The organism is Janibacter sp. CoH_79_TC_3 (genome assembly GCF_058197955.1).
Map to the genome: position 1 here is coordinate 37,193 of NZ_JBXWIV010000010.1, position 24,814 is coordinate 62,006.

The following is a 24,814-nucleotide window of genomic DNA, read 5'->3' on the forward strand; positions in this document are numbered from 1 at the left end:
ACCATAAATTTATAAAACAAGAGAATAGCGATGGAACTCATTTTAGCGTCTAGCTCACCGCGCCGTCATGAGCTGCTAACCAGAGCGCAACTCGACTTTACAGTGATGAGCGTCGATATTGATGAAACGCCGGATGCTAATGAATCTCCTAAAGATTACATTGAACGCATGGTCGCTACCAAGGCAGAGGCGGCACTCCAACAATTAAACAAAGAATTAAATAAAAACTTAAAAAATAATCAAACTGATTTACTTGAATCAATCATTATTTTAACCGCTGATACCATCGGTGTCTTAGCAGATGGCAAGACAGTATTGGTTAAACCAGATAATCGTAAAGATGCTTATCGCATGTGGCAGCAGATGTCCGATAATGTCCATGAAGTCTGGACAGCGGTGCAAGCAACTCAGGTGTCATTATCCTTTAAAGCGGCTAACGACCTAAATCACGAGCCAGTATTGCAAGTCGTTAATCAGCAACAAATCACTGAGCGTACTGAAGTGACTTTTATAGCGCTCAGCACAGAGATGATGAGTGATTACTGGGAAAGCGGCGAACCTGCTGATAAAGCGGGTGGTTACGGCATTCAAGGTTTGGGTGCAGCATGGGTGAGCCGTATCAATGGCAGTTATACTAATGTGGTTGGTTTGCCGCTTGCACAGACATTGGCGCTTATCAATGAGATAAAAGAGGATAAAGCCAAGATTTTCAATTCGCCAAAAGTAGATGCTTAACCCTGATGCACATAATGACACGGTAGGTTGATGGGCAAACGCAAGGCGCATTTGCTACACTGTGAGGCTACCAAACTATGAACGCTTCACCAGAAAGCTGAGTGATAAGAGAAAATATTATGTCCGAAGAGCTGCTGATTAATATTAGTCCCATGGAATCGCGCGTCGCCGTGTTAGATAACGGTATCTTAGGGGAGATTTATATTGAGCGTCATCATAAACTGGGTTTGGTCGGCAATATCTATCTGGGCACGGTAGTAAGGGTGCTTCCTGGTATGCAAGCGGCTTTCGTTGATATTGGACAATCGCGCACGGCGTTTTTACATGTCAACGATATGCAGCGTGAGCCGCGCCCAGTTGCCGAAAACAAAAGTAAAGTAAGTGACATCATCGATAATGAAAGTACTGTTATAGAAGCCACTACTGATGACCTAGCTGTTACGCCGCCGGTTATTAGTCCACAAAGCACTGAAGTCGTACCCGTTGCAAAAACCCTTATTCAACATCGTCTGCACGAAAGCCAACGCATTTTAGTACAAGTCACCAAAGATCAGTTGGGCAGTAAAGGTGCGCGCTTAACCACTAATATATCACTGCCGTCACGTTACTTGGTCTATCTACCATCAAGTGAGCATATTGGTATATCACAACGTATTGATGGCGATGAAGAGCGTACCCGTCTCAAGACTGAACTTACTAGCCTGATGCAAACCGTCAACCTAAAAGGTGGACTAATTGCGCGTACAGCAGCCGAGCGTGTCCCTGTCGATAAACTTGAAGAAGATATTTATTATTTATTACAATTATGGCGAACTATCTGCGCTCGTCGCCAAGAAATGAAGCCCAATCAAAGCTCCGAACTTATTTATCAAGAATTATCACTGCCGCTGCGCTCTATTCGCGATTTGGTACATGTTGGTACAGAAAAAGTAGTGATTGATAACGAACAGATTTATGAGCAAGTCAGATATTTTGCCAAAGAGTTTGTTCCTTTTGTCTATGATCGGATTGTGCACTATACCGCTGAGCAATCTTTATTTGACGTCCATCGGGTTGAAGACGATTTACGTGATGCTTTAAAACGGAGAGTCGACTTAAAGTCTGGTGGCTATCTGATTATCGATCAGACTGAAGCCATGACCACGATTGATGTCAATACCGGCTCTTTTGTCGGCGCACGCTCATTAGAAGATACCGTTTATAAAACTAATTTAGAAGCCACTCATGCGATTGCGCGGCAGCTGCGTCTGCGTAATCTGGGTGGTATTATCATTCTAGATTTTATCGATATGCTTGAGCAGCAGCATAAAGACGATATCCTTGAGAGTTTGCAAGCACAGCTAGTACAAGACTACGCCAAAACCAAAATTACCCAAGTCAGTGAGCTCGGTTTGGTGGAAATGACCCGTAAACGTACCCGTGAATCGCTCGGTCAGCAGCTTTGTGAGCCGTGCTCAACGTGTCAGGGTCGCGGCTTTGTTAAAACCGCTGAAACCGTCTGCTTTGAGATATTCCGTGAAATCATGCGCTGTGCACGTACTTATAACTCCCCTAAGAAGTTTACAGTCGTTGCCCATGCTGCGGTCATTGATTTACTACTCACTTCAGAGTCAGATACGGTGGCAGACTTGGAATATCTGCTTGGCAGAGTCATTACTTTTGATGTAGAAAACCTTTATACCCAAGAGCAGTATGATATTGTTTTAGATTAAGCATTCATTATTAAACACCCAAGGCAAGTATTTTGGAAATAAGCCACTGCATAAGTTAATCTTTAATGACCAATACTTCTATAAATAGCAGAGATGTACTGTACAAATAATGTTTTATATCAACTACTATCTGCCATCATTGCAAATAACCTCCTTGCAATGGGTTAAAAATTATGTATAATACAAACCACTGAATTATATATGCGCAGCCAATCAAACAGCTGGCGCTATGACAGCTAGAGCATCGTTTCTAGCACTATTTCATTATGCCTTTGCTGACATCCTATAATGGAAGGGTCGGCGGGGCTTTAAACTATTTTACTTTTAGTACGCTATAAGTTCCGTTAACGAACTCATTCTGGTTTAGAACAGAAGGCCGCTTTAAGTGAATATTTAACCAAACGGCTTTTGCTCATATCCTTGCAAAGCAAGAATGACAAAGGCACATATTAGGAGCTTGCTGGCATGGCTAACCAGAGAATCCGTATCCGTCTTAAGTCTTTTGATCATCGTCTGATTGATCAATCTGCACAAGAGATTGTTGATACTGCAAAGCGCACCGGTGCGCAAGTTTGTGGTCCTGTACCGTTGCCGACTCGCATTGAGCGCTTCAACGTTCTAACTTCACCACACGTAAACAAAGACGCTCGTGATCAGTACGAAATCCGTACTCATAAGCGTATGGTTGACATCGTTCAACCTACCGACAAAACTGTGGATGCGCTAATGAAGCTTGATTTAGCGGCGGGTGTTGACGTTCAAATTGCTTTGGGTTAATGCACATAAACACCCAACCCATTAATATAAGATATAAAGAGGTCTAAAATGGCGATCGGTTTAGTCGGTAAAAAATGCGGCATGACCCGTGTCTTCACTGAAGCAGGCGCATCTATCCCTGTAACAGTGGTTGAGATCAGTGCTAACCGCATAACTCAAGTAAAAAATACTGATGTAGATGGCTATCAAGCCATCCAAGTTACTACAGGTACCCGTCGTGACAGCCGCGTAACAGCAGCTCAAAAAGGTCACTTCGCTAAAGCTGGCGTTGCCGCTGGTCGTGGTGTTTGGGAATTTCGTGCCAATGACAGCGATCTTGAAGGTCGTGAGATTGGTGGTGAGATCCTAGCTGACTTGTTCGAACAAGGTCAGATGGTTGATGTCACAGGTAACAGTAAAGGTAAAGGCTTTCAAGGCGGCGTGAAGCGTCACAACTTCAGCATGCAAGATGCCACTCATGGTAACTCAGTCTCTCACCGTGCGCTTGGTTCAACTGGTCAAAACCAGTCACCAGGTAAAGTCTTCAAAGGCAAAAAAATGCCAGGTCAGATGGGTAACAAACGCGTTACCGTTCAAGGCCTAGAAGTGATATCGGTTGATGTTGAAAATGGGTTACTTGTCATCAAGGGTGCTATCCCAGGTGCCACCGGTGGCGATGTCATCGTACGTCCGTCAGTCAAAGCCTAAGCAAGGGGATTAACGTGGATTTAAAAACAGTTACAGGGGCGGCAGTTGAGCTTTCTGATACGGCTTTCGGTCGTGAATTCAACGAAGCATTAGTGCATCAAGTCGTCACCGCATATCTTGCTGGTGCTCGCCAAGGTACACGCGCTCAAAAGACCCGTGCCGAAGTTTCTGGTGGTGGCATTAAGCCATGGCGCCAAAAAGGTACTGGTCGCGCTCGTGCAGGTTCTATTCGTAGCCCAATCTGGCGTGGGGGCGGTCGTGCATTCGCGGCTAAGCCACAGGATTGGTCACAGAAAGTTAACCGTAAAATGTATCGCGGTGCGATGCAGTGCATCCTAGCCGAATTGATTCGTCAAGATCGTCTAATTTTGGTTGAAGAGCTAAGTGTTTCTGGCCCTAAGACCAAAGAGCTGATTGCAAAGTTAAATGACTTAGGCGCACCTCGTGCACTAATCGTCACCAAAGAAGTTGACGAAAACTTATACTTAGCGGCTCGCAACATTCCACACGTCAATGTACTTGGTACAAACGAAGTGGACCCAGTGAGCTTGATTGCTTTTGATAAAGTAATCATGTCAGTTGAAGCTGCGAAACAATTTGAGGAAGCACTAGCATGAATAACGCAAGACTTTATCAGATCCTAAGAGGACCTGTATTCTCAGAGAAATCTCAAATGCTTGGCGATTCACTTGGTGTGCAGGTATTTAAAATTGACTCTAACGCTACTAAGCTTGAAGTCAAAAAAGCAGTTGAGATGATGTTCGAAGGTGTTGAAGTTTTAAAAGTAAACACATTGAATGTTAAAGGTAAGACAAAGCGTTTTGGTAAGAACATCGGCCGTCGTAATGACTATAAAAAAGCCTACGTTACCTTAAAAGCTGGTCAAGATGTACAAATGGCTGATGCTGGTGAAGACGTCGCAAAAACGACTGCTTCTACTAGTGAAACAGCGAACAACGAATAAGGATTACACTCATGCCTATCGTAAAAGCAAAGCCAACATCACCAGGCCGTCGTTTTGTTGAAAAAGTGGTGCATCCACACCTTTACAAAGGTCGTCCTTTTGCAGCGCTTCTCGAATCAAAAAGTAAAACTGGTGGTCGTAACAATAATGGTCGCATCACGACTCGTCACATCGGTGGTGGTCATAAGCAGCATTATCGTATTATCGATTTTAAACGTACTAAAGACAATATCCCAGCCACGGTAGAGCGTATTGAATACGATCCTAACCGTACTGCGCACATTGCTTTACTTAAGTACGCTGACGGCGAACGTCGCTATATCATTGCTGCTAAAAAGCAAGCAGTGGGCGATACCGTTATGTCAGGCGAAAACTCTCCAATTCGCCCAGGTAACTGTTTACCGCTGAAAAACATCCCATTGGGTACTGTGATCCACAATATCGAACTTAAAATCGGTAAAGGTGCACAGATTGCTCGTTCTGCGGGTGCCAGCGTTCAATTACTAGGTCGTGACGGTATTTATGCTATTCTACGTCTACGTTCTGGCGAAACTCGCCGTGTACACGTGAATTGCCGTGCTGTTATTGGCGAAGTTTCTAACACTGAAAACAACTTGAAATCACTTGGTAAAGCCGGTGCTTCACGTTGGCGTGGTGTTCGTCCTTCTGTTCGTGGTGTTGCTATGAACCCGGTTGATCACCCACATGGTGGTGGTGAAGGTCGTAACAAAGGTCGCCATCCAACCAGCCCTTGGGGTCAGAAGTCTAAAGGACTTAAAACGCGTCATAATAAGCGTACTGACAGTATGATCATCCGCCGCCGCGCCAAGAAGAAATAAAGGAAGAATTTCATGCCTCGTTCATTGAAAAAAGGTCCATTCATAGACGCGCACTTGTTTGCTAAAGTTGAGAATGCATTAGACACCAACTCACGCAAACCAATTAAGACTTGGTCGCGCCGCTCGATGATTTTGCCACAAATGGTTGGCCTAACTTTATCTGTTCACAACGGCCGTACTCATGTACCGGTTATCGTGAGCGAACAGATGGTTGGTCATAAACTAGGTGAATTTGCCCCGACTCGTACGTATCGTGGTCATGGCATTGACAGAAAAGCTAAGAAATAAGGTGCTTACCATGGAAGTAACTGCAAAATTACGCGGTGCCGCCATTTCGGCACAAAAAGTTAGACTCGTTGCTGATGAAGTTCGCGGCAAATCTATCGAGCGTGCTTTGGATATCCTAACGTATAGTAATAAAAAAGGCGCTGTGTTCGTTAAGAAATGTCTTGACTCAGCCATCGCCAATGCCGAACACAACAACGGTTTAGATATTGATACGCTTAAAGTATCAACCATCTACGTTGATGAAGGCATTACGCTAAAACGTATCCTACCACGTGCTAAAGGTCGCGCTGATCGTATCAGTAAGCGTACTTGTCACATCACTATAAAGGTAGGAGAATAAGTTATGGGACAAAAAGTACATCCAATCGGAATTCGTCTTGGTGTTGTCAAAAAGCATAACGCAAACTGGTATGCTAACCCTAAACAATACTCAGAATACCTGATCAACGACATCCAAGTACGCGAGTATCTACGCAAAAAACTAGATAATGCTATGATTAGCAATATCATGATTGAGCGTCCTACTGGTGCTGCTAAGATTACCATCGCCACTGCGCGTCCTGGTATTGTTATCGGTAAGAAAGGCGAAGATATTGAAAGACTTCAAAAAGAATTGACCAAAATTATGGGCGTACCTGCTCAGGTCAACATTGAAGAGATCACCTCGCCTGATCTTGATGCTCATTTAGTAGCACAAGGTATCGCAAGTCAGCTTGAGCGTCGTGTGATGTTCCGCCGTGCAATGAAGCGCGCGGTACAGAACAGCATGCGCTCTGGTGCTAAAGGTATTAAAGTTGAGTTGTCTGGCCGTCTTGGCGGTGCTGAGATTGCTCGTACTGAATGGTACCGTGAAGGTCGTGTGCCATTGCATACACTACGCGCCGATATTGACTATTCGTCAGTACGTGCGGAAACCACTTATGGCACCATCGGTGTAAAAGTTTGGATCTTCCGTGGCGAAATCCTTGACGGTATGAACAGCGTTTATAACCCCGTTAAAGAAGAGCAGACTCGTGCGCCAAAACGCCGTGGTCGTGGAAACGGAAACCGTCGAAACACAGACAGAGGTTAAACTATGTTACAGCCAAAACGTACCAAGTTTCGTAAAATGCATAAAGGTCGTAACACTGGGCTAGCTCATCGTGGAAGCACCGTTGCATTCGGACAAATTGGTCTAAAATCTTTGACTCGTGGTCGTATGACTGCCCGTCAAATTGAAGCAGCACGTCGTACCATCACTCGTAAAATTAAGCGTGGCGGTAAAATCTGGATTCGTGTATTCCCAGACAAGCCAATTACCAACAAGCCATTAGAAGTACGTATGGGTAAAGGTAAAGGTCCTGTAGAATATTGGGTATGCGAAGTCAAACCTGGTAAAATACTATATGAACTTGAAGGGGTATCAGAAGAGCTTGCTCGCGAAGCCTTAACGCTTGCAGCAGCAAAACTGCCCTTTAAAACTACCATTGTTAAGCGGACGATAATGTAATGAAGATCAGTGAATTACGTGATAAATCATTAGAAGAACTGACTCAGTTACTTGATGAAAAGCAACTTGATGCTTTCCGTATTCGTATGGCTAAAGCAACCGGTCAGTTGGGGAATACCCATGAAGTACGTGTCAATCGTCGTGCGATTGCTCAGCTTCAGACTTTGATTAACGAGAAACAACGAGGCGACTCATGAGCGATAACAATCAAGCAACGACCAATGCTAGTGTTCTGACAGGACGAGTTGTCAGTGACAAGATGGACAAGTCCATCACGGTTTTGATTGAGCGTCTGGTTCGTCATCCTTTATATGGCAAACAGCTTCGTCGTTCTACCAAAATTAAAGCACATGATGAAGACAACGTTTGCCAACAAGGCGACCTTGTCCGTATCAAAGAAACGCGTCCAATCTCAAAAACCAAGTCTTGGACTTTGGTTGAAGTGGTTGAAAAAGTAGAAAAAATCTAAGTAAATTGCATTAAAAGCCAGAAGCTGTTAAAATGTCCGCCTTTTTAAGGATGCTGATTGCGCCGAGCGTATATCACTCACATTAAGAGTAAGCTGCGGTTATTTACATTAAATGCCGTCTACTCATACTGTGCTAGCGGCAGCAACTGGTTTTTATTGCTCATACGTGCGGAGTTAACGCTATGATTCAGGTTGAGTCAATGCTGGAAGTTGCAGACAATAGCGGTGCAAGACGAGTTCAGTGCATTAAAGTACTGGGTGGCTCTCATCGTCGTTATGCATCAGTCGGCGATATCATTAAAGTAACGGTTAAAGAAGCCATTCCTCGCGGTCGTGTTAAAAAAGGCGACGTGATGAATGCGGTAGTTGTGCGTACCAAAAAAGGCGTTCGTCGCCCTGATGGTTCGGTATTACGTTTTGATGACAATGCTGCGGTATTGTTGAACCAAAACAAAGCACCGATTGCAACTCGTATTTTTGGACCGGTAACTCGTGAACTACGTGGTGATCAGTTTATGAAAATTGTATCACTAGCACCAGAAGTATTGTGAGGTAATCCATGTCAAAATTACGTAAAGGCGATACAGTTATCGTGATTGCCGGTAAAGATAAAGGCAAACAAGGTACTGTACAAGCTGTAAAAAATGATCGTATTAAAGTTGAAGGCATTAATATTGTTACTAAACATCAGAAGCCCAATCAGGCAACTGGCGTTGAAGGCGGCATTCTTAAGCAAGAAGCTTTTCTACACATCTCAAATGTCGCAATCTTAAATGCGCAAACCCAAAAAGCAGACCGTATTACTTATCAGTTCGGCGAAGACGGCAATAAACAACGCGTCTATCGTTCGAACGGTGAAGTAGTGGCGACTGCGTAAGACACTAAGGGTGTAATGGTAATGGCAAGATTAAAAGCTTTATATAACGAAGAACTCAAGCAAAAGATTAAAGAAGAGCTTGGTTTAGATAACGTGATGCAAGTGCCTAAAATCACTAAAATCACACTTAATATGGGTGTAGGCGGCGCGTCTCAAGACAAGAAATTGCTTGAAGGTGCAGTAGCTGACATGACCGCTATCGCTGGTCAAAAGCCTGTAGTCACCAAAGCGCGTAAATCAATTGCTGGCTTTAAGATTCGTGAAGAATGGCCAATTGGTTGCAAAGTAACGCTACGCGGTGAGCAAATGTACGAATTTTTAGATCGTCTCATTGCCGTTGCAATTCCTCGTGTTCGTGACTTCCGTGGTTTTTCATCTAAAGCCTTTGATGGTCGTGGTAACTACTCATTGGGTATCAAAGAACAAATCGTATTCCCAGAAGTAGACTTCGACAAGATTGATCGTATCCGCGGTATGGATGTGACCATCACTACGTCAGCTGCTACTGATGATGAAGGTCGTGCGTTGCTTAAAGCATTCGGCTTCCCATTTAAATAAGGTAAAGACGTTATGGCAAAGAAGAGCATGATTAACCGCGAATTAAAGCGCGAGAAAATGGTAGCTAAATATGCTGACAAGCGTATCAAGCTAAAAGAAACTATCAGTGATATGACTGCAAGTGACGAAACTCGTATGGAAGCGATGTTAGAGCTACAAGCTTTACCACGTAACGCATCACCAGTACGTCTGCGCAATCGTTGTGCTATCACAGGTCGTCCTCACGGTTACTTCCGCAAGTTTGGCTTATCACGCAATATGTTGCGTGAGCGTGTCATGCAAGGCGATGTGCCTGGTGTTCGTAAAGCAAGCTGGTAAGGAGTAACTATATGAGTATGCAAGATACCGTTGGGGATATGCTAACCCGTATTCGTAACGCACAAATGGCTAATAAAGTATCGGTAGCAATGCCGAGCTCTAAACTACGTAAATCTATCGCTGACTTATTGGTTAACGAAGGTTATGTAGCTAATGCTGTTGTTACTGAAGAAGACAACAACAAAGCAACTTTATCTATCGAATTAAAATACTTCGAAGGTAAAGCTGTTATTGAAACGATTCAACGTTTCAGCCGTCCTGGTTTACGCCAGCATCGCGGTAAAGACGCTATCCCTACTGTTAAACAAGGTATGGGTGTTGCTATCGTATCAACCAGCCAAGGTATCATGAGCGATCGTGCTGCACGCGCTGCTGGTATCGGTGGTGAAATCGTTGCATTTGTAGCGTAAGCTAAACGACGATAAAGTCTATTTGATGCTTGTTAGACTGCTATCAATTGAGTAATGATAAATTATTTCAAATTGATAGGTGTCTAACGCCATCAATTATGCTAAACTAACACGCTTTTTAGCCTGTTAGTTTTTTCGCTAATAGAAGTAAGTTAATTTTTTAAGGAATATTCCTATGTCTCGTGTGGCTAAAGCCCCAGTAGCACTGCCTAGCGGCGTAAGTGTTACTTTGAACGATCGGCAGGTCGAAGTTAAAGGCAAGAACGGCAATTTGTCTTTACGCCTGCATGAATTGGTCGAGCTGAAACAGGAAGATGATGCAATCATTTTCTCACCTACAGTCGATTCAAAAGAAGCCATGATGCACACTGGCACCATGCGCGCTTTGCTTAACAACTATGTTACAGGCGTGAATGAAGGCTTTGAAAGACGTCTTCAACTAATTGGTGTTGGTTATCGTGCTCAAGCTACTGGTAATAAAGTAACGCTAAACGTTGGTTACTCACATCCAGTAGAATATACGCTACCTGAAGGTGTGTCGGCTGAAACCCCAACGCAAACTGAAATTGTTTTGAAATCAAACAATAAACAGCAGCTTGGTCAAGCAGCGGCTAATATCCGCGCTTTCCGTCCACCAGAGCCTTATAAAGGTAAAGGTATTCGTTATAGTGACGAGCATGTGATTCGCAAAGAAGCCAAGAAAAAATAAGGTGAGTTGAAATGTTTGATAAAAAAGCAGCTCGTCTACGTCGAGCAAAGAAAACCCGCGCACATATCCGTTTTTTAGGCGTTCATCGTCTAACGGTTAACCGTACGCCAAGACATATTTATGCCCAGATTATCTCTCCGAACGGTGGTGAAGTGATTGCTCAGGCATCTACCTTAGACAGCAGCTTGCGTTCAGGCGCGACTGGTAACGCTGATGCAGCGACGTCTGTAGGCCAATTAATCGCAGAACGCGCAAAAGCAGCTGGTATTACTAAAGTTGCCTTTGACCGTAGTGGTTTTAAATATCATGGTCGAGTAAAAGCTTTAGCTGAAGCGGCTCGCGAAAACGGATTGGAGTTTTAATCATGGCTAGAAATGATAAAAATGATAAAAATGAACAGACTGACGGTCTAGTAGAACGCTTAGTTACCGTTGATCGCGTTGCAAAAGTTGTTAAAGGTGGTCGTATTTTTTCTTTCACTGCTTTAACCGTAGTGGGCGATGGCAATGGCCGTGTTGGTTTTGGTCGTGGTAAAGCACGTGAAGTGCCAGCTGCTATCCAAAAAGCGCTAGAAGCTGCTAAACGCAATATGATTACTGTTGAACTTAATGGTGCAACTTTATTCCATCCGATCAAAGCACGTCATGGTGCTAGTAAAGTCTATATGCAGCCTGCATCTGAAGGTACTGGCGTAATCGCTGGTGGCGCAATGCGTGCAGTATTAGAAGTTGCGGGTGTTAAAGATGTTTTAACAAAATCTCATGGTTCTACCAACACTGCGAACGTTGTACGTGCAACATTCAACGGTTTACGTGATATGTCAACTCCAGAAAAGATGGCAGCGAAACGTGGTAAATCTGTAGACGAAATCTTGGGTTAACTTAGACTAGGTGAGTTACGATGAAAAAAATGAAAGTCACTCAATTTAAATCGGGTGCCCATCGCCTCAAGAGCCACAAAGCGAGCTTGAAAGGATTGGGTTTACGCCGTATTAATCATACTGTTGAAGTAGAAGATACTCCTTCAAACCGTGGTATGGTCAATCGCGTTAACTACATGGTAAAAGTGGAGGAAGCGTAATGGGACTTAGATTAAATGAATTATCACCAGGTGTTGGCGCAAAGAAAACTGCCCAACGTCGTGGTCGCGGTATCGGTTCAGGCCTTGGCAAAACCGGTGGTCGTGGTGTAAAAGGTCAGAAATCTCGTTCAGGTTCTAGCATTCGCTCAGGATTTGAAGGTGGTCAAATGCCTTTATATCGCCGTCTACCAAAATTTGGTTTTACCAGTAAAATGGCGATGACGACTGCTGAAGTTCGTCTGTCTGAACTGAACCAAATTGAAGGCGATGTGGTTAGCATTGAAACATTAAAAGCTGCTAACCTTATCCGTCACGACATGAAGCGCGCTCGTATTATGTTGTCAGGCGAAGTCACTAAAGCTTATACTTTCAAAGGTATCAAAGTGACTAAAGGCGCTAAGCTAGCAATCGAAGCTGCTGGTGGTAGCATCGAGGAGTAGTAACGTGTCAAAGCAATCAATGTCATCGTCTGGTATACCGCTCAATCCATTTGCCTTTATACGCAAGTATGATGAGCTTTGGTCGCGTTTATTATTCTTAATCGGCGCATTGATTGTTTATCGTTTTGGGTCGCATATTCCAGTACCGGGTATCAACCCGGTTAACTTGGCTGATCTGTTTTCGCGCAACGAAAATACCATTTTGAGCATGTTTAACATGTTTTCAGGTGGTGCACTAGAACGTATGTCCATTATGGCACTTGGTATCATGCCATATATCTCAGCATCGATTATTGTACAGATGATGTCTGCGGTATTGCCATCGCTAGAAGCCCTCAAAAAAGAGGGTGAGGCGGGACGACGTAAGCTAAACAAGTATACCCGTCAAGGTACGCTTGCGTTAGCCCTAGTACAGTCATTAGGGATGTGTGCTGGTTTAATCAGCCAAAACCTTACCTTATCTTCTGGTCTGACCTTTTATATTCCAGCGGTTACTTCATTGGTAGCTGGCGCTATGTTCTTAATGTGGCTTGGTGAGCAGATTACAGAACGCGGTGTAGGTAATGGTATCTCAATGCTCATTTTTGCGAGTATTGTGGCTGGTACGCCAGGTATGATTTCGCAGTCTATCGAACAGGTCAATCAAGGGCAGATGAACTTGATTGTACTCTTTATCTTTGTATTGCTAGGCATCGCAGTGACTGCCGGTATCGTTTATATTGAACGTGCTCAGCGCCGTGTGCCAGTGAACTATGCACAGAAACAACAGCAAGGTCGCAAGATATATGCTCAGCAGCAGTCACATTTGCCGTTGAAGCTGAACATGGCAGGGGTTATCCCCGCCATTTTTGCTAGCTCATTATTGTTGTTTCCAGCAAGTTTAGGGCAGTGGGTTGGTCAATCGGCTGATCCTACCTTGACGCAAAAGATATTGCAAAATATGGCATTGGTGTTGTCCCCAGGGCAGCCGCTATATTTGGTTCTGTTTGGCGCAATGATTATTTTCTTCTGCTATTTCTATACGGCACTGGTATTTAGTCCGCGTGAAGTTGCAGAAAACCTTAAACGTAGTGGTGCGTATATCCCAGGTATTCGCCCCGGACAACAAACTCAGCGTTACCTCGATCATGTATTAAACCGACTGACCTTTATTGGCGCGATGTATATGACGGTTATTTGTTTAATGCCAATGGTCGTCCAGTCATCGTTTGGTGTACCGTTTCAACTTGGTGGTACGTCGCTACTGATTATGGTGGTTGTGGTGATGGACTTCATCTCGCAAATCCAAGCGCATTTGATGACCCATCAATATCATGATCAGACGTTAATTCAATCGCCCACTCAACCTTAAATGAGCGGTACGATATTTCAAAGGAGTATGCTATGAAAGTTCAAGCATCAGTTAAGAAGATTTGTGGTAGCTGTAAAGTTGTGCGCCGTAAAGGCCGTGTACATATTATTTGTACCGCAGAACCTCGCCACAAGCAACGTCAAGGTTAATATTTTTAATAGAACAATGCGCTAAGCTTGTACTATTTACTAAATTAATACTTGAAAAATGACGGCGGATGGGATATCATCCGCCACTTGCCGTAGTTTATGCAAAACCTTTTATAAAATGTTCAATGAATAGATTGGTTTACCAACTCGAAGCAGTGATTATAATTATAAAAGCTTTAGTATTGACAGCAACAAATCTGAAAAGTAATGCCTTATCGATAGATAAAGCTTATTTTTCTTTAATGGAGAGAAATCAATGGCTCGTATTGCCGGCGTAAACATTCCGGATAATAAGCATGCTGTTATTTCACTAACTTACATCTTTGGTGTAGGTCGTACCACTGCTCAGAAAATCTTAGAAGCAGTTGGCATTGCCCCTACTACTAAAGTCAGTCAGTTAGATGATACACAGTTAGATGCTATCCGTGCACAAGTTGCAGAATACATGACTGAAGGTGATCTTCGTCGTGAAGTGTCAATGAACATCAAGCGCTTGGTTGATCTTGGTTGTTACCGTGGCATCCGCCATCGTCGTAACTTACCAGTTCGCGGTCAGAATACCAAGAACAACGCTCGTACTCGTAAGGGTCCGACACGCCCTCTCAAAAGATAATTAACTTAGGAAGCTAAAAGATGGCAAAAGACACTCGCAGTCGCAAAAAGGTGGCTCGTCGTTCAGTATCGGAGGGCATTGCCCATATCCATGCGTCTTTTAATAACACCATTGTTACGATTACCGATCGTCAGGGTAATGCATTGGCTTGGGCCACTTCAGGTGGACAAGGCTTCCGTGGTTCACGTAAATCTACACCATTTGCAGCTCAGGTTGCAGCTGAAGTCGCTGGTAAAGCGGCTCAAGAATACGGTGTTAAGAATATCGACGTTTTGGTCAAAGGACCAGGACCGGGTCGTGAGTCTGCGGTAAGAGCACTAGGTGCATTGGGTTATAAAGTCAACAGCATCTCTGATGTAACCCCAATCCCACACAATGGTTGCCGTGCGCCGAAAAAGCGCCGCGTCTAATATTAAAGACGAAGCTTTTTATCATAAGAGCTTATAGGAGACATAACAATGGCCCGTTATATTGGACCAAAACTCAAATTATCACGTCGTGAAGGTACAGACTTAGGCCTTAAGTCTGGTGTTAAACCATACGACGTAAAAACGAAAAAATCGGCTCGTCCACCTGGTCAACATGGTGTTAGCCGTAATAAAAGTTCAGAATACTCTCTACAGTTACGTGAAAAACAAAAAGTTAAGCGTATCTATGGTGTATTAGAGCGTCAGTTTGCAAACTACTACAAAGAAGCTGCTCGTAAGCGTGGCGCTACTGGTGAAAACCTGTTAGCAATGCTTGAGAGTCGTCTTGATAACGTAGTATACCGCATGGGCTTCGGCTCAACTCGCGCTGAAGCACGTCAGCTAGTTAGCCATCGCACTGTGATGGTAAAAAAAGCTGGCCGTGATGAGTTTGTTCGTGTGAACATTCCATCAATTCAGTTGCAAGATGGTGATGTCATCGCTATCCAAGAGAAGTCTCGCGAACAACTACGTATTAAAAACGCTATCGAATTAGCGACACAACGTGGTATTCCAGAATGGCTAGATGTTGACCACAGCAAACTACAAGGCACGTTTAAGAAAGCGCCTGATCGTATTGATCTACCTGCTGAAATCAACGAAAGCTTGATCGTTGAGCTATACTCTAAGTAAGTAACGTGATGCTCGATGTTATGAAAATAGCATTGAGCAATTGACGTTAATTAAACCAGTTTAATAAATCGAGGTGACATCATGATGCTAAGTGCAACTGAGTTTCTAACGCCGAATGCCATTAACGTGGATACGGTTAATGAAACGATTGCGAAAGTCACGCTCGAACCGTTAGAACGCGGCTTTGGGCATACCTTAGGTAATGCCTTACGTCGCATCTTGTTATCTTCATTACCTGGTGCTGCAGTCATTGAAGCTGAGATTGATGGTGTTGACCATGAATACTCAACGCTTGAAGGGCTACAAGAAGACGTGCTTGACTTGCTTTTGAACCTAAAAGGTTTGGCAATCACCCTTCATGACCAAAATGAAGTATTTTTGACCTTGGATAAACAAGGTCCAGGCACTATTACTGCTGCAGACATCACCTTGCCGCATAATGTTGATATTATCAATCCAGAATTGGTATTAGGTACATTAAGCGATCGTGGTCATCTTAAGATGCGTTTGCGTGTAGTAATGGGTCGTGGATATGAGCCAGCAAACCAGCGCCGTGAAGACGGTGACACTAAAGCGATTGGACGCTTAAAGCTTGATGCAAGTTTTAGTCCAGTACTGCGTGTTGCTTATCAGGTTGAGAACGCACGTGTAGAACAACGTACCGATCTTGATCGTCTTATCATTGAGCTTGAAACTAATGGCACTATAGATCCAGAAGAAGCAATTCGTAAAGCAGCCACTATACTACAACAACAGATTTCTATCTTTGTTGACCTAGAAGCTGAAGAAGCGCCTGAGCCTGTGAAAGAAAAAGAAGAGGTTGATCCGGTGCTATTACGCCCTGTGGACGATCTTGAACTAACGGTTCGCTCAGCCAACTGCTTAAAAGCTGAAAACATTTACTATATCGGTGATTTGGTACAGCGTTCAGAGACTGAACTACTAAAAACCCCAAATCTTGGTAAGAAATCATTGACGGAAATCAAAGACGTATTAGCGTCTAAAGATTTAGAGCTCGGTATGCGCCTAGATAACTGGCCGCCAGCTGACCTTCGTGTTGATGATCGCTTTTCTTATCGTAGCCGTTAAACTTTAAGGATTTTTGACTATGCGCCATCGTAAGAGTGGAGTCAAGCTGGGTCGTACCGGCAGTCATCGTAAGGCAATGTTTCAGAACATGACCAACTCATTATTTGAGCATGAACTGATCAAAACAACTTTACCAAAAGCAAAAGAGTTACGCCGTGTTGCTGAGCCATTAATCACTATGGCTAAAGAAGACAGCGTTGCTAACCGCCGTTTGGCGTTCAGCCGTATGCGTAGCAAAGCTATGGTAGGCAAACTATTTGGTACTCTTGGTCCTCGTTACCAAGCTCGTCCAGGTGGCTATTTGCGTATCGTAAAATGTGGTCACCGTGATGGTGACAATGCGCCAATGGCTTATGTAGAACTGGTTGATCGTGACTAATTTTACATGCTAATTGTAAGATAAAAAAAGCTCCAATTTATTGGAGCTTTTTTTTATGCGTTTTTTATCTATGTTTCTTTGTTTATAATAGCGAACTAACGTCAGCCGCACCTTGTCTGATGATTTCAGGCTGACCACTGGTCATATCTACAATGGTCGTCAGCTTGGTGGTTTTGATACCAGCATTAATGAGCCCGTCTATCTGATTGCCTAATAATTCTTCAATCTCGAAAGGGTCATCTAGAATTTCATCGCGATTCGGCATTATTAATGAGCTGGTCAAAATAGGCTCATCCATCGCCTCTAACAGCGCTTGAGCAATAGCGTTGCTTGGTACTCGAATACCAATGGTCTTTTTCTTGGCATGAGCCAGTTTCTTTGGCACATCTTTGGTGGCATTGAGGATAAAAGTAATAGGCGCGGGCGTATGTGCCTTGAGCTGTTTAAACTGGATGTTGTCTACGGCGGCATAATTGGCAATTTCGCTTAAGTCACGGCATAGCAAGGTAAACTGGTGCTTGTCATCAAGCGCGCGTATTTTTTTGAGTTTTTCTAGTGCATCCTTTGCACCTAATCGACAACCAAATGCGTAACTTGTGTCAGTAGGGTAGATAATCAGTTGATCTTTACGTAATAGGTCAGCTGCTTGTTCAATAAGTCGTGGCTGTGGATTCTCTGGATGAATGTAAAATACTTGCATAATCATTCCTCGTTTTATAATTATATATTATTTGATACTAGGTTTTGATATAAGAGATTTAATGAATCATGATTGAATCGAACAATTTCAATATCAGACTTTTTTCTGGTTAGCTATGCTAATAAATTATTAAGTATAGAAAAAATTAAAACTACCTACCCAGTATAACGCAAAGCAAATATAAGTTTATTGGTAAGGCGTTACTATGAGTAGGGAAACGTTAACGTTATAAAATGGATTACTCGTGATAAGTAGCAAGTATGATGTGAGCAGCATTGTGCAGCTAAGCAGCAGTATAGATAGTCAACAATGCCTGCAATAACGTTTTGGCATCACGTGGTAGTGTATGAGGCTCGGTAATGTACGCTTTGGCTTGTTGATACACATCATCGGTAAAGGTACTAGTGCTAGTATCAAAGTCTGCAAAGAGGTTGTCCTGTGATACTTGAAAATCACGACCGCAAGCCAAGCTAAACAAACCCTCAAGTGCCTGTGGTTTAATCTCTACACGCTCAAATGCTTGCTGCTGAGCTGCTGTGCGTCCATCAGGTGCATACCAGTAACCAAAGTCAGAGAGCTGTCTACGCTGTTCACCTGCAATAAAAAAGTGGCTAAGCTCATGCAATGCACTTTGAAAAAAACCATGGGCGAATTCAATACGTGCTGGCTGATTGTCTTTAGCAGGGAAATACTCTGGCTCCCCATTACCGCGAACTAAAATAACCTGTTGCTCAGAAAATAGGGTATTGAATAAGCTTATAAGCCAGTCGGTCGCTGTTTTTTCATTCTCATCAAAAGCGTTTGTATCTTCAGCATGGATAATTTTCAGCCATTGTTCTGACAGTGTTTGTAACTGGGGTTTTATTTTATTATCGAAATTAGCATTGGTTTTTTTACTGTCCAATTCATTGAGACGTTTTAGTAAGCGTTTAGCATCAGGCGTAGAAAGTAAGTGGGAAAAATTAGGGTTAACAGCAGGCGATATCATATTGAATAGCAACCAAGTAAAAGCAACCAAGTAAAAAAGTCAGAGCGCGTTATTTACAGACGCGAGCAATCTAAAGTAGATGCAAATCTATTGTGAAAACTAGTACCAAAAATCTTAACATACTAGCCCTAGCGCTAATCAGCGCTTTCCGTTAGTATGGCAGGCAATATTATACACCGTTTTTGATCAATGAGGCCGCGCATGTCAAGTACCCCAACAAACAAGCCGTCAGCGCTTCAGGCTGATAAAGCATCAGCTCCTACGTCAGCGAATCTTCCAGAACATATCTCCTTAAGTAAATGGGAAGACAGTGGTTTTGAATGGGTAGGGCAAGTCGCACCGGGCTCTTTTGAGCGTCTTAATGCCTTACTGACGACCGAGCATTTGCAGTCAGACCTTCAGATTAATGCCAATCTCTATCGCCGTAATAATGTCTTGCATCTCTCTTTTACCTTGAGCGGTGAGATATGGTTAACCTGCCAGCGTTGTTTGCAACCAATTGTGATTGATTTGACCGATGATTATGATATTGCATTGCTCGATAATGAAAGCCAAGTGCGCTTGGTTGGTGAAGAGCAGGACTATTTATTGCTCGATGAAATTATCACTGAGCCGGCTCCTGAGCGCTTATTACCGCTTAAAAAACTGGTCGAAGATGAGATTTTACTCAAAACACCGATGGCACCAAAGCATGATGATTGTGAGATGAGTGTTGAGCAGTTTGGTGAAATACCTGAAGAAGAAGAAACGGAGAATCCTTTTGCCGCTTTAGCGTCTTTAAAAGGCAAGTTATAACCTTATAAACTGTATTAGTGATAAATAGTATGGAAGTTTTAGACCATCTTTTTATCAGCTTTATGCAGAAGATTGAAAAGCAGGGCTTTATTAATCCGCGAAACATGCGTATAATGTCCCGTTTATTGCATTCTAGCAATCTGCTACTGGCAGATAGGCGCTGACCTTGCAAACTAACTATAGATTTTAGACGTTATCAGCACTTTAATACGTGGCAGTCTATTTAACTAATGATGCGTAAGACTTAGGTTGTTGTGATTATATAGCCTCTGTCAGTGTCGATTAAAGCTGAATTTCAAGCTTATCCCTTTTTAAGTATAGGAGCTATATCATGGCCGTTCAAAAAAGTCGTAAAAGTCGTTCACGTCGTGACATGCGCCGTTCACATCACCGTATGGAAATTGCTGAAATAAGCATCGATGCTACTACTGGTGAAAAACATCGTCGTCATCACATGACTAAAGATGGTTTTTATCGTGGTCGTCAGTTGTTTAAAGTAAGTCAAGATGCTTAATTTATTGTTATTTGATGGCGGCTAAAGATTATGATGGTTCTCATGACTGTCGATGTTCTTTATAACGCTATTATCCAGCAATTGGTTTGAGCTAAAGAAAGCCAAGTTATTTCGCTATCATATATTATGTAGCTGGATAACTTGGCTTTTTGCTATTCTTTTTTTAAGCAGTAATTATTATAAATAAACCATTTCACGCCAGTGGCTTGTTGGCAGCTATGCTAATGGCCTGCGTCAGTGTATAGTTTAATCACCGTTAGCTGTCTTAAAGGAATAATGATAGCCATCACTTTATATCATAAATCTTCTAATTACTTTCTAACTCTATAATGCACCCCATTAATTTAGGGGTATTGCCAATTAAATAAGGAATATTGGTTATGGCCTCTGTACCCGATATGATAAAGAAACAACCCACTCGCATCGCAGTCATCTTCCCAGGACAAGGCTCGCAAGTCGTCGGTATGCTGAGTGAGCTTGCTGAAACCTATCCTGAAATTCTTGATACTTTTACTGAGGCGAGTACGGCGCTTGGTGAAGATTTATGGGTAATTTGTCAGGACGAAGACAAGCTTAATCAAACCCAGTACACTCAGCCGGCCTTATTGACCGCTAGCATCGCCGTTTGGCGCATTTTACAACAAAAAATAAAAGATAAGCCTTGTTACCTAGCGGGCCATTCTCTAGGAGAATACAGCGCCCTGTGTGCCGCTGGTGTGATAACGCTTGCGGATGCGGTCAAGCTGGTACATAAGCGTGGCCAATTGATGCAAGCGGCGGTGGTTGGTATCGATACCGCGATGGCAGCCGTGCTAGGTCTAGAAGACCATCGGGTAGAGAACTTGTGTGAACAAGCCACCGAGCATGTTGATGATGCCATTGTCGGGGCAGCAAACTTTAATAGCCCAGGACAAGTTGTGGTTTCAGGTAATGCGGCAGGCGTTAACGCCGTCATTGATAAAGTTCAAAATACTGGCAAAAAAGCCATTCCATTAAAGGTCAGTGTGCCGTCACATTGTGCTCTTATGGAACCTGCAACCAGTGCCTTGGCCGAAGAGCTGGCGGCGATTCAATTTGATCAAGCGACTATTCCAGTCATTCAAAACCGTCATGCGCGGGTTGAAACTAGCGCCACAGGCATCAAGCAGGCATTGACCGAGCAGTTAAGTGAACCTGTCTTATGGTCAAAAACCATGCAAGAGCTAGCAGATAAACAAATTAATATTTTAATCGAGTGTGGCAGTGGTAATGTCCTGAGTAATTTGGCGAAGCGTCAAGCGCATCCTATTGCCAGTTATCCTACCGACAAGCTCGCCCGTCTAGATAAGTTAATGGAGGTATTATCATGAGTCGTACGATTATATTAGTGACGGGTGCTAGCCGCGGTATTGGCAAAGCCGTTGCCAAACGTTTTGCCAAAGAAGGCCATTTTGTCATTGGTACCGCCACCACGGAAAAAGGCGCGGCGCTTATTGACGAATATCTACACGATAGTGGCGGTATTGGTCGAGTATTAGATGTGCGTGATACGGCGCAGATTGATAAACTGTTTGAAGAGATTGAAAGCGTCTATGGCGCGGTACAAGTATTGGTCAATAATGCCGGCATTACCCAAGATGGCTTATTGATGCGTATGAAAGATGAAGATTGGGACAATGTGATTGATACCAATTTGACCTCAGTTTATCGTATGAGTAAACGCGCGATACGCGGTATGATGAAAGCACGCCGTGGTCGTATCATCAATATCACCTCTGTCGTCGCCCAAATGGGTAATGCAGGCCAATCTAACTATGCGGCAACCAAAGCCGGTGTCGAAGGTTTTAGCCGTACCTTAGCGCGTGAAATAGGCTCACGGCAAGTGACGATTAACTGTGTCGCGCCAGGTTTGATCGAAACGGATATGACTGATGAGCTTGATGAGCGCTTATTGAACTCCATGCTCGATGCGGTGCCGATTAGCCGTCTTGGTCAGCCAGAAGATATCGCTGCTGCCGTCTCGTTTTTAGCAAGTGATGAAGCCAGCTATATTACCGGTGCGGTTATTCCAGTTAATGGTGGCATGTATATGTAGCGTTAGAATTTATTATTCTAATGAAGCGTTACATAGTTATAATAAAAAACTCTGTGAACGAGTGTAAACTATAATAAAGGGTGCTATAATGACGGATACTTTTTCGTCAAAGCACTGTATGATAGCAAGGCTTTACCAGACATTAGTCAAAACGTATAATTGGTTATAGTACACTCAGACAGCCATGCTAATCTGACTAGCCCATTTTATATACAATGCTATAGCCTCCAATCACGGCACTATAGTAATTTGTCAAAATAATAGATCAAAAAGGAGAAATCTACATGAGTAATGATACCGAGCTAAGAGTTAAAGCTGCAGTAGCGGAACAATTGGGTATGAATGTTGAAGACATCAACAACGATGCATCATTTATGGAAGATCTAGGCGCTGATTCGTTAGACCTAGTTGAATTGGTTATGTCATTTGAAAGCGATTTTGGCATCACTATTCCTGATGAAGCTTCAGCAGAACTAACGACTGTTCAAAAAGCCATTGATTACGTGCAAGCGCAGCTATAATTAGCGATTAGCTTAACGTGTTTGATATGACCGCTTATCTGTATAGATAGGCGGTTTTTTTTGCTGATTTTTTATAGATATCGGCTAGCTATTAACTATTGTCTTTCTTAATTTAGCGTAATAGCTTTTATAGATTACTCGTTACCACCAACGATTACGTTAACATAAGCTACGCCAAATCAACATTACTCAACATACTATTACTATTCATCGCTTATATCTTTGCTTATACTCATAATGGTAAGCAAAAAGAATGATGACCGATATGAGTTATCATTGTAATAATAATTAATAATATCTCAAGGAGCAGTTATATGGGTATGTTCAGTTTTGCAAAAGATATCGGTGATAAAATCTTTAACCGTGACGATGCCAAGCATGACGCTAAAGCAGAAACCAAAGCGGATGCGAACACTCCAGTCCAAAGCAGTGAGCCTTCAGCTCAGTCAGTAGCCAATATTTTACTGCGTCGTATTCAGCAACAAAATCTGAATATCAGCGACTTAAAAATCAAATACAATGGTTCAACCGATACTGCTGAAATCAGTGGTAAAGCGAAAACGCAAGCAGACCGTGAAAAAGCCATTATTGCCATTGGTAACGTGCAAAACGTTGCTAAAGTCATCGACAACATCGATATTGAAGAAGATGCACCTGAATCTACTATGTATACCGTAAAATCTGGTGATAGCTTGTCTAAAATTGCAAAAGAAGTTTATGGTTCAGCGAATGATTATATGAAAATCTTCGAAGCCAATAAGCCAATGCTTTCTGAGCCAGACAAAATTTATCCTGGTCAAGTACTACGTATCCCTAAGCCATAAGATGATTTTGAATATAAAAGATATATTTTTAAACATAAATATTTAAAGTTACATGCTAATAAAAATGCCTCTTACTAAATAAGAGGCATTTTTTTGTTTGATATATTTGATATAGAAGTTATGGCTCAAAGGTTTCTAACTTTTCCTGCTGCTCTTTGATAGCCCAAGTAATATGTTCGTCCAGCATGGCATTATGTATCGCTAATCTTGTACGAAGGTGAGTTATTATCTCTTTACTTCCATCTGCATTGCCGAGAGCAATGGCAATATTACGTAAAAAATTCGCATAACCCGTGCGTCTAAGTGGGCTGCCTTCGGTCTTCTTCATAAACTCTGCTTCTTGCCATTGCCATAGCTCAAGTAAACTGCTGCTATCAAGATTGTGCCTTGGCGCAAAATCTTCTACCGATGTCAGATTGGCATAGCGGTTCCATGGGCAAATAAGCTGACAGTCATCACAGCCAAAGATACGATTACCAATAGCGCGGCGGTATTTGCTATCTATAATGCCATCGTGCTCAATGGTGAGGTAGGAGATACAAGCAGAAGCATTCAGCTCGTAAGGCGCAATAATCGCTTGGGTAGGGCAGATGTCGATACATGCGCTGCAGCTACCACAATGCTCTTTGACCGGTTCATCATCAGGCAGCTCGAGGCTCATAAACAGCTCGCCCAGTACAAAAAATGAGCCAGCTTGCTTATTTATAAGTAAAGTATGTTTGCCCGTCCAACCAAGCCCCGCTGCATCGGCAATAGGGCGCTCAAAAATAGGTGCCGAATCACTAAAGGGTCTAAAAATAAAGTTTTGCTCTGAGCCGATATTAAGATGCTGCCATTCAGGAAGCATGGCTTCAATTTTTAATGCCAATTGCTTGAGACGACTACGCATTGTTTTATGATAGTCGCGTCCTCGAGCATAACGGGCAATGATACCTTGATTAGGATATGCGTTATCAGTGACTGCTCGTGGCGTAGGAGTTTGGGTTAAGTAATCCATGCGCACGCTTATGATGGTTTTCGCGCCTTCTACCAGTTGTTCGGGATGAGCACGCAAATGATGGTTATTATGCATAAACTGCAATTGTCCCTCATAACCCTTAGCTAACCATTGCTGCAGTCGCTCCGTTTGCTGAATAAATAAAGGGTGATGCACCGATAAAAAGCCACAGTCAGCAAAGCCTAATGCTTGTGCTTGGGCTTTAATCCATTGCTTAACCTCGGCTAGCGTTGTAAATCTCAGTGTATTATTAACAACAATTTTGATTTTTCGTGCATGATTGGACGCAGTCGTCTGCGCTGCTAACGTCTGTGTGTCTGGCTGTGTGAACTGAGACTGAGTAGATTGGGATTTGCTATTCATAATGA

General features: G+C 43.0%; 39 protein-coding genes. 36 read left to right on the forward strand and 3 right to left on the reverse strand.

The features are described 5' to 3' along the window. The first annotated feature begins 30 nt into the window (after nt 1-30). The 30 genes from AC2FA3_RS09615 (at nt 31) to rplQ (ending at nt 17,033) form a co-directional block, all read left to right on the forward strand. Nucleotides 31-735 (forward strand): Maf family protein, encoded by a 705-nt coding sequence (locus AC2FA3_RS09615; RefSeq protein ID WP_490509382.1) that lies wholly within the window; start codon nt 31-33, stop codon nt 733-735. A gap of 119 nt (nt 736-854) precedes the next feature. Then, nucleotides 855-2,447, forward strand: a complete 1,593-nt coding sequence (locus tag AC2FA3_RS09620; protein ID WP_490509383.1) for an Rne/Rng family ribonuclease — start codon at nt 855-857, stop codon at nt 2,445-2,447. Nucleotides 2,448-2,912: 465 nt separating this feature from the next. Further along, complete coding sequence (gene rpsJ, locus AC2FA3_RS09625; RefSeq protein WP_010196670.1) at nt 2,913-3,224, forward strand: 30S ribosomal protein S10; 312 nt, start codon at nt 2,913-2,915, stop codon at nt 3,222-3,224. Nucleotides 3,225-3,272: 48 nt separating this feature from the next. After that, nucleotides 3,273-3,911 carry a 50S ribosomal protein L3 gene (rplC, locus tag AC2FA3_RS09630; protein WP_201546354.1) on the forward strand — a complete coding sequence of 213 codons (639 nt, stop codon included), beginning with the start codon at nt 3,273-3,275 and terminating at the stop codon, nt 3,909-3,911. Nucleotides 3,912-3,925: 14 nt separating this feature from the next. Next, nucleotides 3,926-4,528: a 50S ribosomal protein L4 gene (gene rplD / locus AC2FA3_RS09635; protein WP_201546355.1), complete on the forward strand. Its 603-nt coding sequence runs from the start codon at nt 3,926-3,928 to the stop codon at nt 4,526-4,528. After that, nucleotides 4,525-4,875: a 50S ribosomal protein L23 gene (gene rplW, locus AC2FA3_RS09640; protein ID WP_183621135.1), complete on the forward strand. Its 351-nt coding sequence runs from the start codon at nt 4,525-4,527 to the stop codon at nt 4,873-4,875. The genes rplD and rplW overlap by 4 nt, the downstream gene beginning before the upstream one ends. Nucleotides 4,876-4,886: 11 nt before the next feature. Beyond that, on the forward strand, nt 4,887-5,714 hold the full coding sequence (gene rplB / locus AC2FA3_RS09645; RefSeq protein WP_201546356.1) for a 50S ribosomal protein L2: 828 nt from the start codon (nt 4,887-4,889) through the stop codon (nt 5,712-5,714). A gap of 12 nt (nt 5,715-5,726) precedes the next feature. Beyond that, the gene (gene rpsS, locus AC2FA3_RS09650) at nt 5,727-6,002 is read left to right on the forward strand and encodes a 30S ribosomal protein S19 (RefSeq protein WP_021813372.1); all 276 of its coding nucleotides are present in this window, start codon (nt 5,727-5,729) and stop codon (nt 6,000-6,002) included. 10 nt (nt 6,003-6,012) lie between these two features. Next, nucleotides 6,013-6,342: a 50S ribosomal protein L22 gene (rplV, locus tag AC2FA3_RS09655; RefSeq protein ID WP_068408473.1), complete on the forward strand. Its 330-nt coding sequence runs from the start codon at nt 6,013-6,015 to the stop codon at nt 6,340-6,342. Between the two features lie 3 nt (nt 6,343-6,345). Then, entirely contained in the window at nt 6,346-7,074 is a 729-nt protein-coding gene (gene rpsC / locus AC2FA3_RS09660) for a 30S ribosomal protein S3 (protein ID WP_201546357.1), read from the forward strand. Between the two features lie 3 nt (nt 7,075-7,077). After that, a complete protein-coding gene (gene rplP / locus AC2FA3_RS09665) occupies nt 7,078-7,491 on the forward strand; it encodes a 50S ribosomal protein L16 (RefSeq protein WP_201546358.1) in 414 nt (137 codons plus the stop codon). After that, complete coding sequence (gene rpmC, locus AC2FA3_RS09670; RefSeq protein ID WP_011279794.1) at nt 7,491-7,688, forward strand: 50S ribosomal protein L29; 198 nt, start codon at nt 7,491-7,493, stop codon at nt 7,686-7,688. The genes rplP and rpmC overlap by 1 nt, the downstream gene beginning before the upstream one ends. After that, a complete protein-coding gene (rpsQ, locus tag AC2FA3_RS09675) occupies nt 7,685-7,960 on the forward strand; it encodes a 30S ribosomal protein S17 (protein WP_201546359.1) in 276 nt (91 codons plus the stop codon). The genes rpmC and rpsQ overlap by 4 nt, the downstream gene beginning before the upstream one ends. 182 nt (nt 7,961-8,142) lie before the next feature. Continuing rightward, nucleotides 8,143-8,511 (forward strand): 50S ribosomal protein L14, encoded by a 369-nt coding sequence (gene rplN, locus AC2FA3_RS09680; RefSeq protein WP_010196702.1) that lies wholly within the window; start codon nt 8,143-8,145, stop codon nt 8,509-8,511. Between the two features lie 8 nt (nt 8,512-8,519). Continuing rightward, complete coding sequence (rplX, locus tag AC2FA3_RS09685; protein ID WP_010196703.1) at nt 8,520-8,837, forward strand: 50S ribosomal protein L24; 318 nt, start codon at nt 8,520-8,522, stop codon at nt 8,835-8,837. Nucleotides 8,838-8,858: 21 nt separating this feature from the next. After that, nucleotides 8,859-9,395, forward strand: coding sequence for a 50S ribosomal protein L5 (rplE, locus tag AC2FA3_RS09690; RefSeq protein WP_201546360.1), 537 nt, complete (start codon nt 8,859-8,861; stop codon nt 9,393-9,395). A gap of 12 nt (nt 9,396-9,407) precedes the next feature. Then, nucleotides 9,408-9,713: a 30S ribosomal protein S14 gene (gene rpsN, locus AC2FA3_RS09695; protein ID WP_011279798.1), complete on the forward strand. Its 306-nt coding sequence runs from the start codon at nt 9,408-9,410 to the stop codon at nt 9,711-9,713. Between the two features lie 11 nt (nt 9,714-9,724). Continuing rightward, a complete protein-coding gene (rpsH, locus tag AC2FA3_RS09700) occupies nt 9,725-10,123 on the forward strand; it encodes a 30S ribosomal protein S8 (RefSeq protein WP_201546361.1) in 399 nt (132 codons plus the stop codon). A 175-nt stretch (nt 10,124-10,298) separates the two neighbouring features. Further along, nucleotides 10,299-10,832, forward strand: coding sequence for a 50S ribosomal protein L6 (gene rplF / locus AC2FA3_RS09705; RefSeq protein WP_201546362.1), 534 nt, complete (start codon nt 10,299-10,301; stop codon nt 10,830-10,832). 11 nt (nt 10,833-10,843) lie between these two features. Next, nucleotides 10,844-11,194, forward strand: coding sequence for a 50S ribosomal protein L18 (gene rplR, locus AC2FA3_RS09710; protein WP_201546363.1), 351 nt, complete (start codon nt 10,844-10,846; stop codon nt 11,192-11,194). 2 nt (nt 11,195-11,196) lie between these two features. After that, the gene (gene rpsE, locus AC2FA3_RS09715; RefSeq protein WP_201546364.1) at nt 11,197-11,712 is read left to right on the forward strand and encodes a 30S ribosomal protein S5; all 516 of its coding nucleotides are present in this window, start codon (nt 11,197-11,199) and stop codon (nt 11,710-11,712) included. A gap of 20 nt (nt 11,713-11,732) precedes the next feature. Beyond that, nucleotides 11,733-11,912: a 50S ribosomal protein L30 gene (rpmD, locus tag AC2FA3_RS09720; RefSeq protein ID WP_201540379.1), complete on the forward strand. Its 180-nt coding sequence runs from the start codon at nt 11,733-11,735 to the stop codon at nt 11,910-11,912. Next, on the forward strand, nt 11,912-12,352 hold the full coding sequence (gene rplO / locus AC2FA3_RS09725; RefSeq protein ID WP_201546365.1) for a 50S ribosomal protein L15: 441 nt from the start codon (nt 11,912-11,914) through the stop codon (nt 12,350-12,352). The genes rpmD and rplO overlap by 1 nt, the downstream gene beginning before the upstream one ends. 4 nt (nt 12,353-12,356) lie before the next feature. Next, the gene (gene secY, locus AC2FA3_RS09730; protein WP_490509384.1) at nt 12,357-13,703 is read left to right on the forward strand and encodes a preprotein translocase subunit SecY; all 1,347 of its coding nucleotides are present in this window, start codon (nt 12,357-12,359) and stop codon (nt 13,701-13,703) included. A 32-nt stretch (nt 13,704-13,735) separates the two neighbouring features. Next, nucleotides 13,736-13,852, forward strand: coding sequence for a 50S ribosomal protein L36 (gene rpmJ / locus AC2FA3_RS09735; RefSeq protein ID WP_010196721.1), 117 nt, complete (start codon nt 13,736-13,738; stop codon nt 13,850-13,852). 256 nt (nt 13,853-14,108) lie between these two features. Next, the gene (gene rpsM / locus AC2FA3_RS09740; RefSeq protein ID WP_149490921.1) at nt 14,109-14,465 is read left to right on the forward strand and encodes a 30S ribosomal protein S13; all 357 of its coding nucleotides are present in this window, start codon (nt 14,109-14,111) and stop codon (nt 14,463-14,465) included. A 20-nt stretch (nt 14,466-14,485) separates the two neighbouring features. Further along, nucleotides 14,486-14,875 (forward strand): 30S ribosomal protein S11, encoded by a 390-nt coding sequence (gene rpsK, locus AC2FA3_RS09745; protein WP_010196728.1) that lies wholly within the window; start codon nt 14,486-14,488, stop codon nt 14,873-14,875. 48 nt (nt 14,876-14,923) lie between these two features. Continuing rightward, nucleotides 14,924-15,565 carry a 30S ribosomal protein S4 gene (rpsD, locus tag AC2FA3_RS09750; RefSeq protein WP_011279807.1) on the forward strand — a complete coding sequence of 214 codons (642 nt, stop codon included), beginning with the start codon at nt 14,924-14,926 and terminating at the stop codon, nt 15,563-15,565. A gap of 81 nt (nt 15,566-15,646) precedes the next feature. After that, a complete protein-coding gene (locus AC2FA3_RS09755; RefSeq protein ID WP_068408445.1) occupies nt 15,647-16,654 on the forward strand; it encodes a DNA-directed RNA polymerase subunit alpha in 1,008 nt (335 codons plus the stop codon). A 19-nt stretch (nt 16,655-16,673) separates the two neighbouring features. Further along, nucleotides 16,674-17,033: a 50S ribosomal protein L17 gene (rplQ, locus tag AC2FA3_RS09760; RefSeq protein WP_025652195.1), complete on the forward strand. Its 360-nt coding sequence runs from the start codon at nt 16,674-16,676 to the stop codon at nt 17,031-17,033. Between the two features lie 82 nt (nt 17,034-17,115). On the opposite strand, the gene AC2FA3_RS09765 is transcribed toward rplQ, so the two are convergent. After that, a complete protein-coding gene (locus AC2FA3_RS09765) occupies nt 17,116-17,733 on the reverse strand; it encodes an L-threonylcarbamoyladenylate synthase (RefSeq protein WP_490509385.1) in 618 nt (205 codons plus the stop codon). 283 nt (nt 17,734-18,016) lie between these two features. Beyond that, nucleotides 18,017-18,721, reverse strand: coding sequence for an elongation factor P hydroxylase (locus tag AC2FA3_RS09770; RefSeq protein ID WP_490509386.1), 705 nt, complete (start codon nt 18,719-18,721; stop codon nt 18,017-18,019). Between the two features lie 201 nt (nt 18,722-18,922). On the opposite strand from AC2FA3_RS09770, the gene AC2FA3_RS09775 reads away from it, so the two are divergent. The 6 genes from AC2FA3_RS09775 to lysM all read left to right on the forward strand — a co-directional run bounded on the left by AC2FA3_RS09775 (nt 18,923) and on the right by lysM (nt 23,449). Continuing rightward, complete coding sequence (locus AC2FA3_RS09775; RefSeq protein ID WP_490509387.1) at nt 18,923-19,516, forward strand: YceD family protein; 594 nt, start codon at nt 18,923-18,925, stop codon at nt 19,514-19,516. Between the two features lie 331 nt (nt 19,517-19,847). Continuing rightward, entirely contained in the window at nt 19,848-20,030 is a 183-nt protein-coding gene (gene rpmF / locus AC2FA3_RS09780) for a 50S ribosomal protein L32 (RefSeq protein WP_011279813.1), read from the forward strand. Between the two features lie 380 nt (nt 20,031-20,410). Further along, a complete protein-coding gene (fabD, locus tag AC2FA3_RS09785) occupies nt 20,411-21,379 on the forward strand; it encodes an ACP S-malonyltransferase (RefSeq protein ID WP_490509388.1) in 969 nt (322 codons plus the stop codon). Continuing rightward, nucleotides 21,376-22,104, forward strand: coding sequence for a 3-oxoacyl-ACP reductase FabG (gene fabG, locus AC2FA3_RS09790; protein WP_490509389.1), 729 nt, complete (start codon nt 21,376-21,378; stop codon nt 22,102-22,104). The genes fabD and fabG overlap by 4 nt, the downstream gene beginning before the upstream one ends. A gap of 284 nt (nt 22,105-22,388) precedes the next feature. After that, complete coding sequence (gene acpP / locus AC2FA3_RS09795; protein WP_201546371.1) at nt 22,389-22,625, forward strand: acyl carrier protein; 237 nt, start codon at nt 22,389-22,391, stop codon at nt 22,623-22,625. A 314-nt stretch (nt 22,626-22,939) separates the two neighbouring features. After that, the gene (lysM, locus tag AC2FA3_RS09800) at nt 22,940-23,449 is read left to right on the forward strand and encodes a peptidoglycan-binding protein LysM (protein ID WP_183621148.1); all 510 of its coding nucleotides are present in this window, start codon (nt 22,940-22,942) and stop codon (nt 23,447-23,449) included. 118 nt (nt 23,450-23,567) lie between these two features. On the opposite strand, the gene queG is transcribed toward lysM, so the two are convergent. After that, nucleotides 23,568-24,809, reverse strand: coding sequence for a tRNA epoxyqueuosine(34) reductase QueG (gene queG / locus AC2FA3_RS09805; RefSeq protein ID WP_490509390.1), 1,242 nt, complete (start codon nt 24,807-24,809; stop codon nt 23,568-23,570). Nucleotides 24,810-24,814 lie beyond the last annotated feature (5 nt).

What these genes read in the sequence shown, in the direction of transcription:
- AC2FA3_RS09615 (WP_490509382.1), top strand. Translation starts at nt 31, where the DNA reads ATGGAACTCATTTTAGCGTCTAGCTCACCGCGCCGTCATGAGCTGCTA.
- AC2FA3_RS09620 (WP_490509383.1), top strand. Translation starts at nt 855, where the DNA reads ATGTCCGAAGAGCTGCTGATTAATATTAGTCCCATGGAATCGCGCGTC.
- rpsJ (WP_010196670.1), top strand. Translation starts at nt 2,913, where the DNA reads ATGGCTAACCAGAGAATCCGTATCCGTCTTAAGTCTTTTGATCATCGT.
- rplC (WP_201546354.1), top strand. Translation starts at nt 3,273, where the DNA reads ATGGCGATCGGTTTAGTCGGTAAAAAATGCGGCATGACCCGTGTCTTC.
- rplW (WP_183621135.1), top strand. Translation starts at nt 4,525, where the DNA reads ATGAATAACGCAAGACTTTATCAGATCCTAAGAGGACCTGTATTCTCA.
- rplB (WP_201546356.1), top strand. Translation starts at nt 4,887, where the DNA reads ATGCCTATCGTAAAAGCAAAGCCAACATCACCAGGCCGTCGTTTTGTT.
- rpsS (WP_021813372.1), top strand. Translation starts at nt 5,727, where the DNA reads ATGCCTCGTTCATTGAAAAAAGGTCCATTCATAGACGCGCACTTGTTT.
- rplV (WP_068408473.1), top strand. Translation starts at nt 6,013, where the DNA reads ATGGAAGTAACTGCAAAATTACGCGGTGCCGCCATTTCGGCACAAAAA.
- rpsC (WP_201546357.1), top strand. Translation starts at nt 6,346, where the DNA reads ATGGGACAAAAAGTACATCCAATCGGAATTCGTCTTGGTGTTGTCAAA.
- rplP (WP_201546358.1), top strand. Translation starts at nt 7,078, where the DNA reads ATGTTACAGCCAAAACGTACCAAGTTTCGTAAAATGCATAAAGGTCGT.
- rpmC (WP_011279794.1), top strand. Translation starts at nt 7,491, where the DNA reads ATGAAGATCAGTGAATTACGTGATAAATCATTAGAAGAACTGACTCAG.
- rpsQ (WP_201546359.1), top strand. Translation starts at nt 7,685, where the DNA reads ATGAGCGATAACAATCAAGCAACGACCAATGCTAGTGTTCTGACAGGA.
- rplN (WP_010196702.1), top strand. Translation starts at nt 8,143, where the DNA reads ATGATTCAGGTTGAGTCAATGCTGGAAGTTGCAGACAATAGCGGTGCA.
- rplX (WP_010196703.1), top strand. Translation starts at nt 8,520, where the DNA reads ATGTCAAAATTACGTAAAGGCGATACAGTTATCGTGATTGCCGGTAAA.
- rplE (WP_201546360.1), top strand. Translation starts at nt 8,859, where the DNA reads ATGGCAAGATTAAAAGCTTTATATAACGAAGAACTCAAGCAAAAGATT.
- rpsN (WP_011279798.1), top strand. Translation starts at nt 9,408, where the DNA reads ATGGCAAAGAAGAGCATGATTAACCGCGAATTAAAGCGCGAGAAAATG.
- rpsH (WP_201546361.1), top strand. Translation starts at nt 9,725, where the DNA reads ATGAGTATGCAAGATACCGTTGGGGATATGCTAACCCGTATTCGTAAC.
- rplF (WP_201546362.1), top strand. Translation starts at nt 10,299, where the DNA reads ATGTCTCGTGTGGCTAAAGCCCCAGTAGCACTGCCTAGCGGCGTAAGT.
- rplR (WP_201546363.1), top strand. Translation starts at nt 10,844, where the DNA reads ATGTTTGATAAAAAAGCAGCTCGTCTACGTCGAGCAAAGAAAACCCGC.
- rpsE (WP_201546364.1), top strand. Translation starts at nt 11,197, where the DNA reads ATGGCTAGAAATGATAAAAATGATAAAAATGAACAGACTGACGGTCTA.
- rpmD (WP_201540379.1), top strand. Translation starts at nt 11,733, where the DNA reads ATGAAAAAAATGAAAGTCACTCAATTTAAATCGGGTGCCCATCGCCTC.
- rplO (WP_201546365.1), top strand. Translation starts at nt 11,912, where the DNA reads ATGGGACTTAGATTAAATGAATTATCACCAGGTGTTGGCGCAAAGAAA.
- rpmJ (WP_010196721.1), top strand. Translation starts at nt 13,736, where the DNA reads ATGAAAGTTCAAGCATCAGTTAAGAAGATTTGTGGTAGCTGTAAAGTT.
- rpsM (WP_149490921.1), top strand. Translation starts at nt 14,109, where the DNA reads ATGGCTCGTATTGCCGGCGTAAACATTCCGGATAATAAGCATGCTGTT.
- rpsK (WP_010196728.1), top strand. Translation starts at nt 14,486, where the DNA reads ATGGCAAAAGACACTCGCAGTCGCAAAAAGGTGGCTCGTCGTTCAGTA.
- rpsD (WP_011279807.1), top strand. Translation starts at nt 14,924, where the DNA reads ATGGCCCGTTATATTGGACCAAAACTCAAATTATCACGTCGTGAAGGT.
- AC2FA3_RS09755 (WP_068408445.1), top strand. Translation starts at nt 15,647, where the DNA reads ATGATGCTAAGTGCAACTGAGTTTCTAACGCCGAATGCCATTAACGTG.
- rplQ (WP_025652195.1), top strand. Translation starts at nt 16,674, where the DNA reads ATGCGCCATCGTAAGAGTGGAGTCAAGCTGGGTCGTACCGGCAGTCAT.
- AC2FA3_RS09765 (WP_490509385.1), bottom strand. Translation starts at nt 17,733, where the DNA reads ATGCAAGTATTTTACATTCATCCAGAGAATCCACAGCCACGACTTATT.
- AC2FA3_RS09770 (WP_490509386.1), bottom strand. Translation starts at nt 18,721, where the DNA reads ATGATATCGCCTGCTGTTAACCCTAATTTTTCCCACTTACTTTCTACG.
- AC2FA3_RS09775 (WP_490509387.1), top strand. Translation starts at nt 18,923, where the DNA reads ATGTCAAGTACCCCAACAAACAAGCCGTCAGCGCTTCAGGCTGATAAA.
- rpmF (WP_011279813.1), top strand. Translation starts at nt 19,848, where the DNA reads ATGGCCGTTCAAAAAAGTCGTAAAAGTCGTTCACGTCGTGACATGCGC.
- fabD (WP_490509388.1), top strand. Translation starts at nt 20,411, where the DNA reads ATGGCCTCTGTACCCGATATGATAAAGAAACAACCCACTCGCATCGCA.
- fabG (WP_490509389.1), top strand. Translation starts at nt 21,376, where the DNA reads ATGAGTCGTACGATTATATTAGTGACGGGTGCTAGCCGCGGTATTGGC.
- acpP (WP_201546371.1), top strand. Translation starts at nt 22,389, where the DNA reads ATGAGTAATGATACCGAGCTAAGAGTTAAAGCTGCAGTAGCGGAACAA.
- lysM (WP_183621148.1), top strand. Translation starts at nt 22,940, where the DNA reads ATGGGTATGTTCAGTTTTGCAAAAGATATCGGTGATAAAATCTTTAAC.
- queG (WP_490509390.1), bottom strand. Translation starts at nt 24,809, where the DNA reads ATGAATAGCAAATCCCAATCTACTCAGTCTCAGTTCACACAGCCAGAC.